We start from the raw sequence: 15376 nt of genomic DNA on the forward strand, positions 1-15376 counted from the left end.
TTTTTATTTTATTAGAAAAAGTCATCTCTTTTTATTCCATTCAAATAATTGAAGTTTATCATTATTATTGGCCACAACTATTGTGTTTTTTCCTTTGATATTTATATCTACCAATCCTTTTGCATCACCTGAAGCAAAAAAACCACTATCAATAGTATTAATAGCCATGAAATTGCCACTCCCATCTCCCAAAAGCAGTATGCCAGTACCTGCATCACTCCGTGGAGTTTCTATTTCTGAAACATAAAGGTTACCAACAGCTAGCACATCTAAATTTCCGTCACCATTAAAATCTTTAACCAATACATCATTTAAATTAGTCCATTGTGCCTCATTAGGTAATGGTTGCATTTTAAATTCCCCATTGCCTAGGTTCTCAACATAATAGGATGCAAAAGTATCTGCTTGATAGTGCAGTGCATTTTCCAAGTTTGTTTCTCCATAGACTTCATTAATCTCCATAGAAGCAAAAAGATCATATTTTTTTATCTCTGTTTTTAACCCTGGTATTTGTTCTGAAGAACATGAAAAACCCCTTAAAGGATAATGTTTATCATTGTTGTGATAGCCCAAAACAATATCTCCACTTCCGTTATTATCAAAATCTTTATAATAAATATCAAATGGTTCCTCTGGCGAAGTTTTGTACTTGTAATTGAGCCCTAAGTTACCTGCAATAAAATCCATATCACCATCAGCGTCAAAATCCCCTGACGTGATACTAAACCACCAACCTGTGGTACTCTCGAAAGTCGGTATATTCTGTTTTACCATTTTCCCATTCTCATTCAAGAAAATGGTAATCGGCATCCATTCTCCAACAATTATTAAATCTAAGTCGTTGTCTTTATCATAATCAAACCAAGAGGCATCAGTTACCATCCCCAAATCTTTAAATTCTGGAGCCAACTCAGATGTTTTGTTAATTAAACTCCCATTATCATTTACAAAAAATGTACTTGATGCAGGTGTTGGGTATCTTTGAGGTTCATGACGCCCTCCAACAAAGACATCTAAATCACCGTCTTTATCATAATCTTCAATTACAATTTTAGAACCACTATTCCTATCTGCATTCAATAATGCCCCTTTTTTAAAATTACCGTTGCCATCATTTAAATAGAGCCTATCTGCATAATGAAAATTATTCTTGGCATATTCATTCCCACCACTGACCACATATAAGTCTTTGGCTCCATCTCCATTTACATCAAAGAAAACAGCATCAACATCTTCGTAAGGAGCTTCTTTCTTCCAAAAATCAGGATTGCTTTTTGTGAATTCACCATCTTTGCCTTGAATCATTAATACGGGTTCAAAACCAGATGCCCCACCTATATAAAGATCATCTAACCCATCACTATTTATATCGGCTTTAGCTAGAGCAGGACCAAACTGTGACATTTTATGTGGTAATAGAATTTGATATTCAAAATCATCGAATTCGTTTTCTTGATGAGAGTACTCTAAGCTAGTAGTTTTGGATACTTCTGAGAACAGCGTATTATTCTTAAGTATATTATTTTTAAGAAAAGGCTTCGCTTCTTGTATCGCCAATTCAACAACCCTATTGGATTTTAAATTTGTTTTTAATGTCCTGTCCCCGTTTGGCCAAAAAACTTCTAACGTATCAATTTTTTCATGATTTCCAACACCAAAATGGATATAGGGTTCACTGGTAGAGTAAATTCCCCTGACATTCGTGGTTTCGAAAAATTGTTCTTGAGTATCAACAACTAAACGAACTTTTACTCCAAAAGTGCTTTTATTTTCTTTGTCTACCAGTTTTACTCTTAGGTAATTCGAATTTGGCAATGATTCTGAATTATTACGGTATAAAAAAGCCTCTTCATTAATATTGTTTACTATCAAATCCAGATCACCATCATTATCAAAATCTGCATACGCAGAACCATTGGAGAAAGATTTTTCATCAAAACCCCAATCTTCCATTACTTTCGAAAATTGAAAATTTCCGTTGTTTTTAAACACATAGTTTTTTAAGGGTTGCGAAGGCAAGAAGGATATTGCCTCATCTACGTTAATGATATCAAAGGCACTATTTATACTCCCACCATCCGGATGCTTTACTAGCCATTCTGCCCTTGTTTTATTTATATATTCCGCAACCTTGTTGTCAGCATCAGTATTTCTGATATCCCTTAGCAGTCCATTAGTAATATATGCGTCTTTTAAGCCATCGTTATCAAAGTCTGCTAAAAGGTTGCTCCAACTCCAGTCAGTTGCTTGCATACCTGTAAATTGAGCGACATCGCTAAACGTACTATTACCATTATTTTTTTGAACTGTATTATACATATACTGGTAATGGCCACCATCTTCCACCACCTTCCAAAAAGCATCTATATCCATTCCGCTCATATTGGATTTTAACCTAAAGTTGTCTTCGGCAACCATGTCCACAACAAAAATGTCATTGAGACCATCATTGTTTATATCGGCAATATCAACACCCATACTGTAGTAGGGCATATGTTTAAGTGATTGATCTGCCGTATTGGAAAAAGTACCGTCTCCATTGTTCATGAAAAGAAAATCTGGCACATAGAAGTCATTTGCAATGTATAAATCTGGGTGTCCATCATTATTCAAATCACTTACAGAAACTGCGTTGGGAAAACCTGTTTTATTAATTCCAGCTTCTTCAGTAACATCTAAAAACACTGCCCCTGTGTTTTTTAGTAGTTTCAGAGAGTATTCTGGCTTTAATAATTCCGTGCCGTTCAATGGCGATAAACTACCTGGGTTTGGTGGCTGAGTTAATAGCAAAAGATCTAGCAAACCATCACTATTGTAGTCTAGAAAAGTAGAATGTCTTGTCCTCTGATTATCTGCAACACCATATGCTTTCGCATTTTCCTTAAATGTTCCATCTCCATTATTTATGTAAAGTAAATTTGTTCGCCATTCCGAATTATCATCATACAATTCCCTACTAACATAGATATCCTGATGACCATCACTGTTGACATCTGCAATTGTAACTCCTGTAGACCAACCGCCATCATTCATGATACCAGCCTTATCTGTGACGTCCTCAAATTTTAAATTTCCCCTATTTAGATATAACTTATCGGGTACTATGTTTCCAGCAAAATATAAATCTTGGAGCCCATCATTATTAAAGTCCCCTACTCCAACTCCACTACCACCATAATAGTTAGCATATCTTAAAATATTATGCTCTTTGGCATCCTTTACATCATTTGAAAAATTTATCCCTGTCTCATTTGAACTAAGTAGTGAGAATCGTGTTTTAATGTCATTAGTAGCTTCCTTGTCTCCGCAAGAAAAAAGCGATAACAAAAAGAATATAAACATAGTTTTTACAACTATTGATCTTTCTATTAATCGCTTAAAAGTATTCATGAAAATAATAATCATCAGATAAAAAATTGGGGAGAGTAAACTCTCCCCAATTGCTTGAATAAAACTAAACTAACTCATTTTAATATAAATGAGAAAAACTTAAAACTATTTATTGAACATCCCACCAAACACGGGTAGTTAATTCATCTGGACCTTGTCTTGAAATTGCCTCGTCATAATTTGCCTTATTATTTACCTGCTCACTTTCAGAATAAGACATCCTTCTAGGTATGGTCCCATTAGTAACATTACCAGGATAATTAACGGGAACTAAATTTGGAATACCCGTTCTTCTCCAATTAGAAAAAGTTTCATACTCATTTAAAAAGGTAGCAATCCAATACTGTGTGTTTATCTGTTCTAGCGCGTTGCCAGCATCATATGGATTATTGGTCAAATATGTTGCAATATCAGCTGGGTCGATGACTCCACCATCTCCGTATAAAGAAAGCATTTCCATTGCAGCTGTTACCCCATTATTATAGCTTGTTTCAGCATCACCGCCAAGACCCCATCTTACATTAGCCTCTGCAAGCATAAACTGAACTTCGGCATAAGTTTGGAAAATCATTGGGGCATCTAAGCCAGTTATAACGCTCCTATTAGGCTCCGCATAATTATCCATATTTTCTTCGCCAGTCATGTCTAAAAGCATATTGGCATCTAGACCATTTGGAAAACCGATTAAATCTGCTGGGTCAGTACTTCCATCGCTTCTTCTGGCACCAAGAATAGGCAATCTAGGGTCATTACCAGCTTGTAAAATATCTACAAAAGTTTTACTTAACCTAGGATTCCCATCAACCAAGAAAACTTCTCCATTACCATTTTGATTTACTCCTTCTGGACCAGCAGTATGTGGCACATAGAATATGTCATCATTGGATTCCATAACACCTCCAGCAATTGCTGTAGTCGCCCAAGATTGGGCAGCAGCAGGATCAACTTTTATAAGTCTTAAACCTAAACGGAGCATTAAAGAATTGGCTAATCTTTTCCATTTTCCTTGATCTCCATTATAAATGATGTCAGCATCACCAAATGCTGAAGTACCTGTACCTAAATCTGCAGCTGATTCTTGTAATTCGTTTAGCATATCCGCATAAATTTCACTTTGCGGGTCGTATCTAGGAGTCAAAATATCTTCTAACACCGCTTTTCCAGCTTCACTATAAGGAACATCACCATATAAATCGGTTAATCTAGAAAACGCAAAAACTCGCAATATTCTAGTAATAGCCTTCATTTCTGCAGGCAATCCTTCTTCATCTATTTGAACCAGCATATCCTCTAATGATTTTATTGCATTGCCATAGTATCTATCCATTAGAGAGGAAGCATAACCCCTATTCCAGGTATATTTGTCGCCATCCCAGTAGCCAGCTGTTGTAGCTATATGCTGCATCATGGTAGACTGATAAATTAGACCAGCGCGCCAGTTATCATATCTTTCACTCGAAACAAACAACTGAGCAGCTGTTAGTTTCGTATTGACAGAAACCTGTACAGGTCTTTGCGGATTTATATTCGTTTCTTCGAAACCTTCATCGCATGCGGTCAGCGCGAACACAAACAATAAGATATAAATTGATTTTTTCATAATTTTCTTTTTTTTAAAACTGAACGTTAACACTTAATCCATAGCTTCTTGTAGAAGGTACACCAAAATACTCTAATCCTTGAGAATTTCCAGCATTATAGGTACTTTCCGGATCAATATTATCTATACTTCTTGATAAATAAAATAAATTTTGACCAATAAGGTTGATTGTAACAGATTGTAAAAATGTTTTGTCTAAAATTTGACTTGGTAAAGTATAACCAAGGCTAAATTGTCTAAACTTTATATAATCTGCATCTTCAACAAATTCCTCTGCGATGTCATTAACCCTACCCCAATAGGTTTGAAGATTTTCTGGACTTACCGTTGTGGTGAATGAAGTACCTGTACCCGCATCAGCATCAAAAGTTGATCCGTCCACACCCGTTACACTTAGACCACCTTCTCTACCTTCCAAGGTTTTCTTATGGAGTCCGGCTCCGTATGCAATAGAATTGGTTCCTGAAAATATCTGACCTCCAAATTTAGCATCTATTAAGAAATTTAAATTGAAATTCTTATATCTAAAGCTATTGGTCCAACCAAAATTCCATGGCGGAACACCTTCTCCTAAAATTTTGCGCTCGCCTTGCCTGGCTATCGGCACACCATCGCCGTCAATGTCATATACTATATTTCCATTATTATCCCTTACATATGAAGTACCAAAAATAACTCCAAAAGGCTGTCCTACTATTTGTTGTATTCTAACGTTTCTAGTTCTAGGCTCGTCTAAGGCAATGTCCGAATTATCAGCATTAGTAGCTGTAATTTCACTTTCGTTAAAAGTTGCATTAAGAGTGGTTGTCCAGTTAAAATCTTGAGTTCTAATCGGTGTTCCTGAGATTAGAAGTTCAACACCCTTATTCTCCAACTTACCTAAATTCGCCGATGCCGCTCCAAACCCGGAGGCTACTGAAGTTGTTACATTAACAATATCATTGGTAGTTTCATTTGCATAGTAAGCAAAATCCAGAGAAAGTCTATTATTAAAAAGCCTAGTGTCAAAACCAATTTCAAATTCACTTTTGTTAAAAGGAACTAGATTCGCATTTGGCACTGTACCTCCACTAACTCTACCTAGTGGTTGGCCCAAATGCCCCTGTCCAAAGATTTCGTATGTCAAGGCTAATTGGTAAGCTTCTTGAGCACCACCGGCCACTTGACTATAACCACCTCTTACTTTAAGAAAATCTACAAACGTAGGCATTGCCAACATGTCTGATAATATCAAGCTACCGTTGATTGAAGAGTAAAAATCGTTATTTGGAGTTGTTTTTCCAGGAAAAGATAACGTTGAAAACCAGTCATTCCTTCCAGTAAAAGTCAGATAAGCATAATTATTATACGACAACTCTAATGAGCCATAAATAGAACCTATCTCCCTTTTATTAAAACTTCTGTTTCTATTCTGATTTCTTAAATTGGCAATATCAAAAAGACCAGGAACAATAAATTGGTTTCCGCCTAAATTTAAGTCTTCTCTTACAATTGAGTTTTTATTTGCTCCTACAAGACCTGATACAGCAAACTTATCGGTAATACCTTTATCTACACCCAAAATAATATCGGAATCAACTTGTGTAAAGCGCCTATTCAATTCATTCATGTCACCTAAAGGATTAAACAATGTTCCCGTTGGTGTTATCCTAGTAGTTCTTAATGTTTGGTGGTCAGTACCAACTCTACCCAGAACATATAACCAATCCAATATATCGTATCTCAATGATGCAGATGCAATAATTCTGTTCTTTGTATCCTCATTCCTAAAATTAAAAGCTGCAAAATAAGGATTTGTAGAAAAGACATTTCCATTATATTGTCTTTCATTACCATCTTCATCCGCACCAGGGTTCAAGGTATTAACATCTATATTTCCTGGCAATAATCCTACAGTAAAGTTTGCGTTTCCAGGAGAGTCTGAAAGTCTTGGCCTATTGATAACATCTTCGACTATATACTGCGAATTTACCTGCAAAGTTAGCTTTTCTCCTAGAACGGTGCCGCCATTAAGCGAAAAGGTTTTTCTATTAAGACTAGAATTAGGTACAATATCACTATTGGACAGATCTGTAATTGAAAACCTTAGATTAGACTTATCATCAGCAGTTGAGAAGGCTACAGTATTTATAAAGGTAGTTCCTGTCCTATAAAATCTTTTAAGATTATTCCCTGTATAAGAATAAGGTCTTTCAACACCATCCCATTGAATAACCGAGGAACCGTCAAATCTTGGACCCCAAGCACTGAATCCTAAATTAATAGCTTCTTCTTGAGTTGCTGGAACCCTTCCTTGTGTTCCTTGACCGTAAGTGGTTTGAAAATCCTGAAGATCTGTATTTATAGCATCAAAATTAACCGTTGTACTATATTCAATACCAAAACCTTCTTTCTTAGTACCGCCCTTAGTTGTTATTAAAATAACTCCATTTGCACCACGAGAGCCGTATAAAGCACTAGCCGCACCACCTTTTAGTACTGATATTGATTCTATGTTGTCAGGTGCAATACTTGAAATACCATCTCCACCATCGCTTCCTCCCCACAAACTAGCAGAGCCGTTATTATCATTACCGATTGGAATACCATCTACAACATAAAGTGGTTGGTTATTCCCAGTAAGTGTACTATTCCCGCGAATGATAACCCTACTTGAACCAGCTGCTCCCGTTGAGTTCTGTGTAATATTTACACCTGCTATCTTACCCTGCAAAGAATTGATAGCATTTACTGTCTTTACTGTCGCAATTTCCTCTCCATCTACTTGAGTTACCGAGTAACCTAATGCCTTGGTCTCTCTTTTGATACCAAGAGCAGTGACTACAACTTCATCTAATTGACTAGCATCTTCCGCCAGAGAAATATTTGCTGTAGACCTTCCAGCTACCGATAATTCTGAAGTTGAATACCCAAGCGAGGAAAATACCAACGTTGCATTTTCAGCCACGCTTATGCTGTAATTACCATCAAAATCTGTAGATGTTCCATTGGAAGTTCCTTTCTCCACAACGTTAACGCCTGGTAATGGACTTCCACTTTCATCCGTAACTGTTCCAGTTACGGTTTTGTTCTGTGCCATTGCTCCTTGATAAATAAGAAATAGGAAAAGAAGCATGCAATACTTGAATTTTTGTTTCATACTAGTTTAGGTTTACTTTATTTAGTCAGTTTTAGGTTAATGAAATGTTAAGTTTAAATTTACAAAAATAGTTTCGCAAAAATTTCGACCAATGACATTTCAGAAAAGCTAGAGGGTGGTATTCCCATTCTTTTTTAAGTAGGCATAGGTATTATTAGAAGTAGATTACTAGAAAGACGATACTGGACCCAGCTTCATTTACATTTTGCTTTTTAGTTTTTTTACCACTGCAAAATGCCTTTCTGAAAGTGCAGGACTATCAAAAATAGAAATACATTCAGCCCCATTTGCTTTTGCCATCAGAATAGCTTTTTCAAATTCCTGCGGAGATAAATCTGGAATGTAAAGCTTAGTGCATAGTTTAGGGTTCTTACCTTTTAAATCATTAACTCCTTGTAGTTCGGCATACCGTGTCCAATCCAACTCTTTATTACTAAAATTGTCGTATATCACTGGCAATACAGTATCAATATTTCGTTTATCCAACGATTGATTAACCCTATTCGTGAATATCCATGCATGTACCTCTAAACCTTCTTTCTTTGCCAAGGGAGTCAACCTTTTTAAAAGCTCAGCATTTGCACCAGTATTTATAAGGACTACATCAAAACCATAATCATTAAATTTTTTAAAATCCTCTGTATAAGATGCATTGGTTCTCTTTTCGTCAGCTGTTATCCAAGTCCAAAATTTAAAATCCGCTTTTTCAATAGCAACACCAACGATTTTACTTTTTTTAAATTTTCTTTTTTTACCCATTATTTGGTTATCCAAAAAACCAACAGCTAAAAGCGATAATAAAACCACTACCAAAATCTTAGCCCCCTTACCCCTATTATTTGGCAGTGTAGAATTTTCCATCATCTCTGATAATTAATTTTTCATTTGTGAGAGGGCTTAAAGTCCATAAATTCCAACCAAAGTCATTTTTTTTAAAATACAGCGGTATAGTTTTACCATTATCTTCCAGTTCTTTTGGAAGCTTAAAATCTATGTTTTTATATAAGTGTCTATAATAATTGTAGAGTTTCCATTTTATTCTTTCTTCTTCACTTACTTCAAATTGAGATTTGCTAGAATTAGTGTCCTTAGAAAAATACACATATCCCCAACGCTCGGGTTCGTGCATGTTCACAACTTCTTGAGGGGACCAAACCCAATTATATTCAGGTAAATATTTGTCATTCACATCTTTTTTTCTAAAATATTTTCCATCAATTAAATCATAATCCCAATTGACCCTAGAAAAATTGATTCTCCAAAATTCATTCTCAGGTACTCTAGAGTTATTAGACGCTTCTACCAATACCTTCCACGGAATTGCTATCTCTAAAGACCATCCCATATCTTTATCTAAAGCGTTGTTAATGGTACCATTTATTCTGACAGCAGATTTAAGACCTTGAATATCCCAACTATCCAATACTTTGCCACCATTGCGATAGGGCTTTGTTAAAAAAAGGTCCCAAAAAGTATTCAGTGCATTAATTTCCAATTCATAGTAATTATGGGTGTCCCCATCTGGATCTATAAAAACTTCAAAGTCATTATTGTAAAAGATTACAGTATCCCTCTGTTTTAGGTTGCCCCATACATGGGGTTCTTCCATTTCAGCAAACACATAAAAATAATCGGGACTCCAAGCCATCTTAATCCGAGTTCCAAACTTTGGCACCTTTTTCCCCTCTATATCAATAAATTTAGAGGTCCATTTGGCTTCTTGCCATGTTTTTTCATTGTCCTCACCATCAATATCAACATCCTCATTTGTATAAAATGCAGTATACGTTTTGGGCGGATATTGTCCTGATAAGGTATGACCCATTAATAAAAAAAGTAAGATTGTAGCGTACATTGTTAAACTGTACAAAGGTTTTTTCAAAACCTTAAATTTTAACATCCCATTTGTTAAGTACAATATCACAGCTTAAATATCTTATATAATATTCATACATTTAATATTAACAGACTAGTATTTTAGACCAATAACTATTTAGATTTGACCAACAACTGATGCAGAATAAGGTAAGTGCTTTTCAAGATTTAAGGATTGATAACGAGGATAACGGCTACTTATCCAGTGAGAAAATAAACCGATATGTGATTACATATAAACATCACATCATCTTTTGGTCTATCTATTTTCTCTTTAACACATTACGATGGGGCAGTTACTTTAATGATTATGATTATTCATTAAAATCTAACCTGATAGGTTTTCCCATTCATATGGCATTGTCTTATTTTAATATTTACTTTTTAATGCCTCGCTATGTCTACAAAAAGAAATACTTTCTATATACCTTATTAGTTCTAGCATCCCTCATTGTAATGCTTCTAGTAAAATACTACTTGACCTATTATTTTGTAACTACAAATGTGTGGCCGGAAGGTCCAGAAGCAATAGAAGTTATCACTTTTAACTACGCTGTTCAAATGATGTTGGGAGAACTCTATGTTGTATCATTTGTCACGGCCATTAAAATTACCGTTGATTGGTTGGCGGAACATAGCAAATTGCATGAACTTGAAAAGAGACAACTTGCAACTGAGCTTCGGTTTTTAAGGTCTCAAGTATCTCCACATTTCTTCTTTAATACCTTGAACAATATCTATGCTTTAACATTAAAGAAATCCAGTAGGGCACCCGAAGTCGTCCTAAAGCTTTCTGAATTGATGCGCTATCTCCTATATGCCACCGATAAAAGAAAGCAAAGTTTAAAAAATGAAATTGAGTGTTTGCAGAACTATATTGACTTAGAACGAATACGATTTGATGACTCCCTTGAAATTGATATCGGAATTTCAGGAAACATGGAAGGTAAAACAATAGCACCAATGTTGTTAATTCCTTTCGTGGAAAACTGTTTTAAGCACGGGGCAAGTAAAAATATTGGCAAAATGTCCATATCCCTAGATATTGATGTTAAAGATGACTTTCTATATTTGAACTTAAAAAATACCATACCAAAAAAAGTGAAGGATAACAAAATACCCACTAGAGGCGGTGGCATTGGGCTTTCCAATGTAAAAAAAAGGTTGGAGTTGGGCTATAATCCCGATGATTACCAATTAAAAATCAAGAAAAAAAATAAAAATTTTCACGTTTTTCTAAAATTAAAAGTATAGGTATTATGATGCTAAAAGTAATTATAATAGATGACGAGCCTTTAGCCATAAATGTTCTTGAATCCCACGCAGAAAAAATAGAACAATTAAATGTTGTTAAAACATTTTCTAATGCCGTTAATGCTAGCATATTTTTACAAAATAACACAGTAGATATTATCTTCCTAGATATTAATATGCCCGTTTTGGATGGTTTTGGTTTTTTAGAAACGTTAAAAAAGAAACCAATGGTAGTCATAACCTCTGCCCATGCAGAATATGCTTTAAAAAGTTATGAGGTAGAAGCAATTGACTACTTGGTCAAACCAGTATCTTTTCCAAGGTTTTTAAAAGCGGTCAATAGAATTATTGATTTACTCTCAAAAAGTAGATCAGCAAATCAAAAAACAGATTCCAATCCAAGCATCTTTATCAAAATAGATAATAAAAAGCTGCAAAAAATATATCTAAATGAAATACTGGTTGTGGAGAGCTTAAAGGATTATATTAGAATTAAAACCACTTCTGATAAATATATTATCCATAAAACTTTAACTGGGTTTACCAATGAATTACCTGCAGATAAATTCTTAAGAATTCATCGCTCATATACTGTGGCTATTGACAAAATACAGTCAGTTGAAGGTAACAGTGTAGAAATAGATGATATTAGATACACTATTGGACGTAGTTATTGTGATGAAGTAAAGAAAAGGATATTGGAGAACTACCATTCCTAATAAAAAAGCCTCCATGTAATTGGAGGCTTCAAGTGGGCGCTGAGGGATTCGAACCCCCGACCCCCTCGGTGTAAACGAGGTGCTCTGAACCAACTGAGCTAAGCGCCCTAAACTATTTTTGAATAGGGTGTGCAAATATAGCACCATTTTTTATTTAGCAAAAGCAATCAACCTAAAATTATTATACAATTTCCGCAACCACAAAAGTGCTGCCGCCCACATAGATAAAATCCTCTTTTTTAGCATTTTTTATAGCACTTTTCATTCCTTTGGCGACTGTTTCATATGCCTTACCCACCAATTGATGTTCTGTTGCTAAAACAGATAATTCTTCTGCATGTAAACCTCTTGGTATATTGGGGGTAACAAAATAGTAAGTTGCCCTTTTTGGCATAATGGCCAGAACTTTAGACAATTCCTTATCATTTACAAAACCTAAAACCATATGTAGTTTGGTAAATTCTTGATTTTGTATTTGCTCTAGAACCAATTGTAGTCCCTCTCTGTTATGGGCGGTATCACAAACTATGGTTGGTTTTTTTTTCAAAACTTGCCATCGTCCCAACAAACCTGTGTTATCAGCTACATTCGACAACCCTCTAGAGATGTGTCCTTGAGAAGTTTTAAACTCTTTTAGTTCCTTAAGGCAAGCTATTACTCCCCTGATATTTCTTTTTTGATAGTTTCCCAATAAATCTGTAGGATACAATACATCAACACTTTCATCAGCAAAAATAATCTTAGCCTTCTTTTGAGAAGCAATCATACTAAAAATACCTTTAGTTTCAGGTTGCGTTTCGCTAATGACCACAGGGATATTTTTTTTAATTATGCCGGCTTTCTCTAAGGCAATTTTTTCAATGGTATCGCCCAATAATTGTGTATGGTCCAAGCCTATGTTAGTAATTAACGATACTACTGGAGTAATAATATTTGTAGAATCCAATCGCCCACCTAATCCAACTTCAATAACCGCAATATCAACTTTTTGAGTAGCAAAATACTCAAATGCCATACCAACCGTCATTTCAAAAAAAGAAAGTTGATGGTTTTCCAAGAAATCTTTATGTTCAGCGATAAAGTTCTTTACCCTTTTTTTACCAATTTTCTTACCATTGATTTTAATCCGCTCTCGAAAATCTTTTAAATGGGGTGAAGTATATAGCCCCACTTTATAGCCCGCTTCTTGTAAAATTGAAGCCAACATATGGCAACTTGAACCTTTTCCATTGGTTCCTGCTACATGAATTGATTTGAATTTTTCCTCCGGATTTTTTAAGTAAAGGGCAAAATTGATGCTGTTATCAAGTTTGTCTTTATATGCAGATTTACCTTTTTGTTGATACATTGGAAGTTGTGCAAACATCCAATCCAAAGTCTCTTTATAGTTCACCTACTGCCCCAATTTAAAATTGACAACTACAAAGCCTATCTGTTGGGCAGGGGCATTTGAATCTAGATTCCATTTGTACGTGAAAGCTGTTTTGCGAGCAGGTTCAAGTAGGCAATCGGCTTTATTTGTAGTTCCTTTTACGCCTGGAGTGGCCTTTATAACCTTTCCATTTCTATCAACTACAATCTCAACCACGACCTTACCTTCTTCATTACATTTTTGCCGTACTTTATCGCTACTTACCAAAGATCTACTTTTAAGACCAACACCACCTGTTCCATTTTCACTACCTGGCGCTCCATAGTAACTGGTAGCATATGGGTTACCTTCAGGACTGCCTTTATCTCCCGCTCTGTTATCATCACCTTCACTTCCTGATTCAGTACCGTCAGATTTTCCAATACCTCCCATTAAAGCATCTAACTTTTTCTTTTTTGCTTCCTGTTCAGCACGTTTTCTTTCTTCTGCTTCTCGTTTTTCACGAGCAACTCGAGCCGCTTCAGCTTTTTTTCTTTCAGCAGCCTCATTTGCTTTTCGTTTTGCTTTTTCCCGCTGTTTTATACGAATGGACTCTTCGCTCTCTTGAGTAACAACTTTTTCAATTGGCGCTTCATCTTCTACATTTTCCTCTTCGACCTGTTCTTCCACAACTTGTTTAACTTCTTCTTGAACTTGTTCTGGTTCATTTGTGGGTTCTGGGATGTCCAAAGGTTCTGATTTAATCTTCTCTTTGGGCTGTACTTTCCCACTACCAAATTCCATAGTACCAAAGTTAATGGCTATACCATTTTCCTCAGGTGGGTCTAAATAGGTTAATCCTATATAAAAAAGTAACAATAGGAGCACACTTAACAATAGTGTTGTAAGTGTAAATGATTTTTTCTTGTGTCTCGTGTCTAAAAGTGGCATTATTTTGGCCGCACAGCCAGAATAACCTTGTAATTGTTCTTGTTGGCAATATCCATAACATTAACAGCCTCTTTTATGGCTACGCTTTGTTCTGCTCTCAAGATAATCGTAGGCTTCTCTTGGCCTTTTAGTGCTTTTTTTAATTCAATTTCAATGTATTCTCCGTTAATCTGTTCATTATTAACGTAATATTTCAAGTCTTTATCAATAGTGACCGAAACGTTCTGTGTGTTCGTGGATTTTCCTTTTGCTTTAGGCAATAGTAAGTCCAAAGCATTTGGTGCATTAGATGTCAACATAAAAAAGACCAACAATAAAAAAACAATGTCAGTCATAGATGACATACTAAATTCCGGACTTACTTTATTTCTTCCTTTCAATTTCATAGTAAAACTATATAGGCTCGTTGAGTAAATCTAAAAACTCTACAGCATTAGCTTCCATTTTATGCACCACTTTGTCTGTTCTATTAACCAAATGGTTATATCCAATGTAAGCTATAATTCCTACAATTAAACCTGCAACAGTAGTTGTCATTGCTGTATAAATACCTGATGCTAAAGAACCCATTTCTGCTTGTCCTCCACTACTTGCCATTTCATGGAATGCCAAAATCATACCAATCACTGTCCCGAGGAAACCAATCATTGGTGCAGCTCCTGCAACAGTAGCCAAAATACTAACGTTTTTCTCTAGTTTATAAACTTCAAGTGTACCAGCATTCTCGATAGCTGTATTAATATCATCCAAGGGTTTTCCAATACGTGAAACTCCTTTCTCTGTTAAGCGAGCCACAGGAGAATCTGTTTGGGCACATAATAGTTTTGCAGCCTCCAACTTACCATTCATGACATGGTCACGAATCTGATTCATGAAGTTTTTATCTATTTTAGAAGCAGCCTTAATCGCAAAAATTCGCTCAAAATAAATATAAAGTGCCACAAAAAGTAAAATGAAAAGTACTGTAATGATGACGACACTACCGGTACCACCATTAACGATTAAATCAATTACAGAAAGTGTTTTTTCTTCAGAAATAGAAGCCGCAGTATCAACGCCTTCTTCCAAATCTTGAAATAGTATCATAAAGTATCCCC

11 protein-coding genes and 1 tRNA gene are annotated in these 15376 nt (G+C 35.5%); 2 read left to right on the forward strand and 10 right to left on the reverse strand.

What is annotated here, in order from left to right:
• Positions 1–21 precede the first annotated feature (21 nt).
• The 5 genes from AACP56_RS11630 to AACP56_RS11650 all read right to left on the reverse strand — a co-directional run bounded on the left by AACP56_RS11630 (position 22) and on the right by AACP56_RS11650 (position 9954).
• On the reverse strand, positions 22–3342 hold the full coding sequence (locus tag AACP56_RS11630; protein WP_339337567.1) for a VCBS repeat-containing protein: 3321 nt from the start codon (positions 3340–3342) through the stop codon (positions 22–24).
• 157 nt (positions 3343–3499) lie between these two features.
• On the reverse strand, positions 3500–4990 hold the full coding sequence (locus tag AACP56_RS11635; protein ID WP_339337566.1) for a SusD/RagB family nutrient-binding outer membrane lipoprotein: 1491 nt from the start codon (positions 4988–4990) through the stop codon (positions 3500–3502).
• A gap of 13 nt (positions 4991–5003) precedes the next feature.
• Positions 5004–8129 carry a SusC/RagA family TonB-linked outer membrane protein gene (locus tag AACP56_RS11640; protein WP_339337565.1) on the reverse strand — a complete coding sequence of 1042 codons (3126 nt, stop codon included), beginning with the start codon at positions 8127–8129 and terminating at the stop codon, positions 5004–5006.
• A gap of 198 nt (positions 8130–8327) precedes the next feature.
• Positions 8328–8990, reverse strand: a complete 663-nt coding sequence (locus AACP56_RS11645; protein WP_339337564.1) for a hypothetical protein — start codon at positions 8988–8990, stop codon at positions 8328–8330.
• Positions 8965–9954 carry a carbohydrate-binding family 9-like protein gene (locus AACP56_RS11650; RefSeq protein WP_339339951.1) on the reverse strand — a complete coding sequence of 330 codons (990 nt, stop codon included), beginning with the start codon at positions 9952–9954 and terminating at the stop codon, positions 8965–8967. Before AACP56_RS11650 ends, AACP56_RS11645 begins: the two co-directional genes overlap by 26 nt.
• A 188-nt stretch (positions 9955–10142) precedes the next feature.
• Between AACP56_RS11650 and AACP56_RS11655 the strand changes: the two genes are divergently transcribed.
• Together AACP56_RS11655 and AACP56_RS11660 are read left to right on the forward strand one after the other, a co-directional pair.
• The gene (locus AACP56_RS11655) at positions 10143–11258 is read left to right on the forward strand and encodes a sensor histidine kinase (protein ID WP_339337562.1); all 1116 of its coding nucleotides are present in this window, start codon (positions 10143–10145) and stop codon (positions 11256–11258) included.
• Positions 11259–11263: 5 nt separating this feature from the next.
• Positions 11264–11977 carry a LytR/AlgR family response regulator transcription factor gene (locus tag AACP56_RS11660; protein WP_339337561.1) on the forward strand — a complete coding sequence of 238 codons (714 nt, stop codon included), beginning with the start codon at positions 11264–11266 and terminating at the stop codon, positions 11975–11977.
• Between the two features lie 33 nt (positions 11978–12010).
• Here the strand turns inward: AACP56_RS11660 and AACP56_RS11665 are convergent.
• The 5 genes from AACP56_RS11665 to AACP56_RS11685 all read right to left on the reverse strand — a co-directional run bounded on the left by AACP56_RS11665 (position 12011) and on the right by AACP56_RS11685 (position 15365).
• A tRNA-Val gene (locus AACP56_RS11665) sits at positions 12011–12085 on the reverse strand.
• A 73-nt stretch (positions 12086–12158) separates the two neighbouring features.
• A complete protein-coding gene (locus AACP56_RS11670; RefSeq protein WP_339337560.1) occupies positions 12159–13370 on the reverse strand; it encodes a bifunctional folylpolyglutamate synthase/dihydrofolate synthase in 1212 nt (403 codons plus the stop codon).
• Positions 13371–14279 (reverse strand): energy transducer TonB, encoded by a 909-nt coding sequence (locus AACP56_RS11675; protein WP_339337559.1) that lies wholly within the window; start codon positions 14277–14279, stop codon positions 13371–13373. It lies immediately after the preceding gene.
• Positions 14279–14665 carry an ExbD/TolR family protein gene (locus AACP56_RS11680; RefSeq protein ID WP_339337558.1) on the reverse strand — a complete coding sequence of 129 codons (387 nt, stop codon included), beginning with the start codon at positions 14663–14665 and terminating at the stop codon, positions 14279–14281. The genes AACP56_RS11675 and AACP56_RS11680 overlap by 1 nt, the downstream gene beginning before the upstream one ends.
• Positions 14666–14672: 7 nt before the next feature.
• Positions 14673–15365 carry a MotA/TolQ/ExbB proton channel family protein gene (locus tag AACP56_RS11685; RefSeq protein WP_339337557.1) on the reverse strand — a complete coding sequence of 231 codons (693 nt, stop codon included), beginning with the start codon at positions 15363–15365 and terminating at the stop codon, positions 14673–14675.
• Between the last annotated feature and the right edge of the window lie 11 nt (positions 15366–15376).

It is taken from the genome of Croceitalea sp. MTPC6, from assembly GCF_036985525.1.
Classification (GTDB): Bacteria; Bacteroidota; Bacteroidia; order Flavobacteriales; family Flavobacteriaceae; genus Croceitalea.

Bases quoted from the DNA above. Each gene is read 5' to 3' on its own strand.
- AACP56_RS11650 (WP_339339951.1), bottom strand. From the start codon at position 9,954: ATGGGTCATACCTTATCAGGACAATATCCGCCCAAAACGTATACTGCA.
- AACP56_RS11635 (WP_339337566.1), bottom strand. From the start codon at position 4,990: ATGAAAAAATCAATTTATATCTTATTGTTTGTGTTCGCGCTGACCGCA.
- AACP56_RS11655 (WP_339337562.1), top strand. From the start codon at position 10,143: ATGCAGAATAAGGTAAGTGCTTTTCAAGATTTAAGGATTGATAACGAG.
- AACP56_RS11675 (WP_339337559.1), bottom strand. From the start codon at position 14,279: ATGCCACTTTTAGACACGAGACACAAGAAAAAATCATTTACACTTACA.
- AACP56_RS11630 (WP_339337567.1), bottom strand. From the start codon at position 3,342: ATGTTTATATTCTTTTTGTTATCGCTTTTTTCTTGCGGAGACAAGGAA.
- AACP56_RS11660 (WP_339337561.1), top strand. From the start codon at position 11,264: ATGATGCTAAAAGTAATTATAATAGATGACGAGCCTTTAGCCATAAAT.
- AACP56_RS11680 (WP_339337558.1), bottom strand. From the start codon at position 14,665: ATGAAATTGAAAGGAAGAAATAAAGTAAGTCCGGAATTTAGTATGTCA.
- AACP56_RS11640 (WP_339337565.1), bottom strand. From the start codon at position 8,129: ATGAAACAAAAATTCAAGTATTGCATGCTTCTTTTCCTATTTCTTATT.
- AACP56_RS11685 (WP_339337557.1), bottom strand. From the start codon at position 15,365: ATGATACTATTTCAAGATTTGGAAGAAGGCGTTGATACTGCGGCTTCT.
- AACP56_RS11645 (WP_339337564.1), bottom strand. From the start codon at position 8,990: ATGGAAAATTCTACACTGCCAAATAATAGGGGTAAGGGGGCTAAGATT.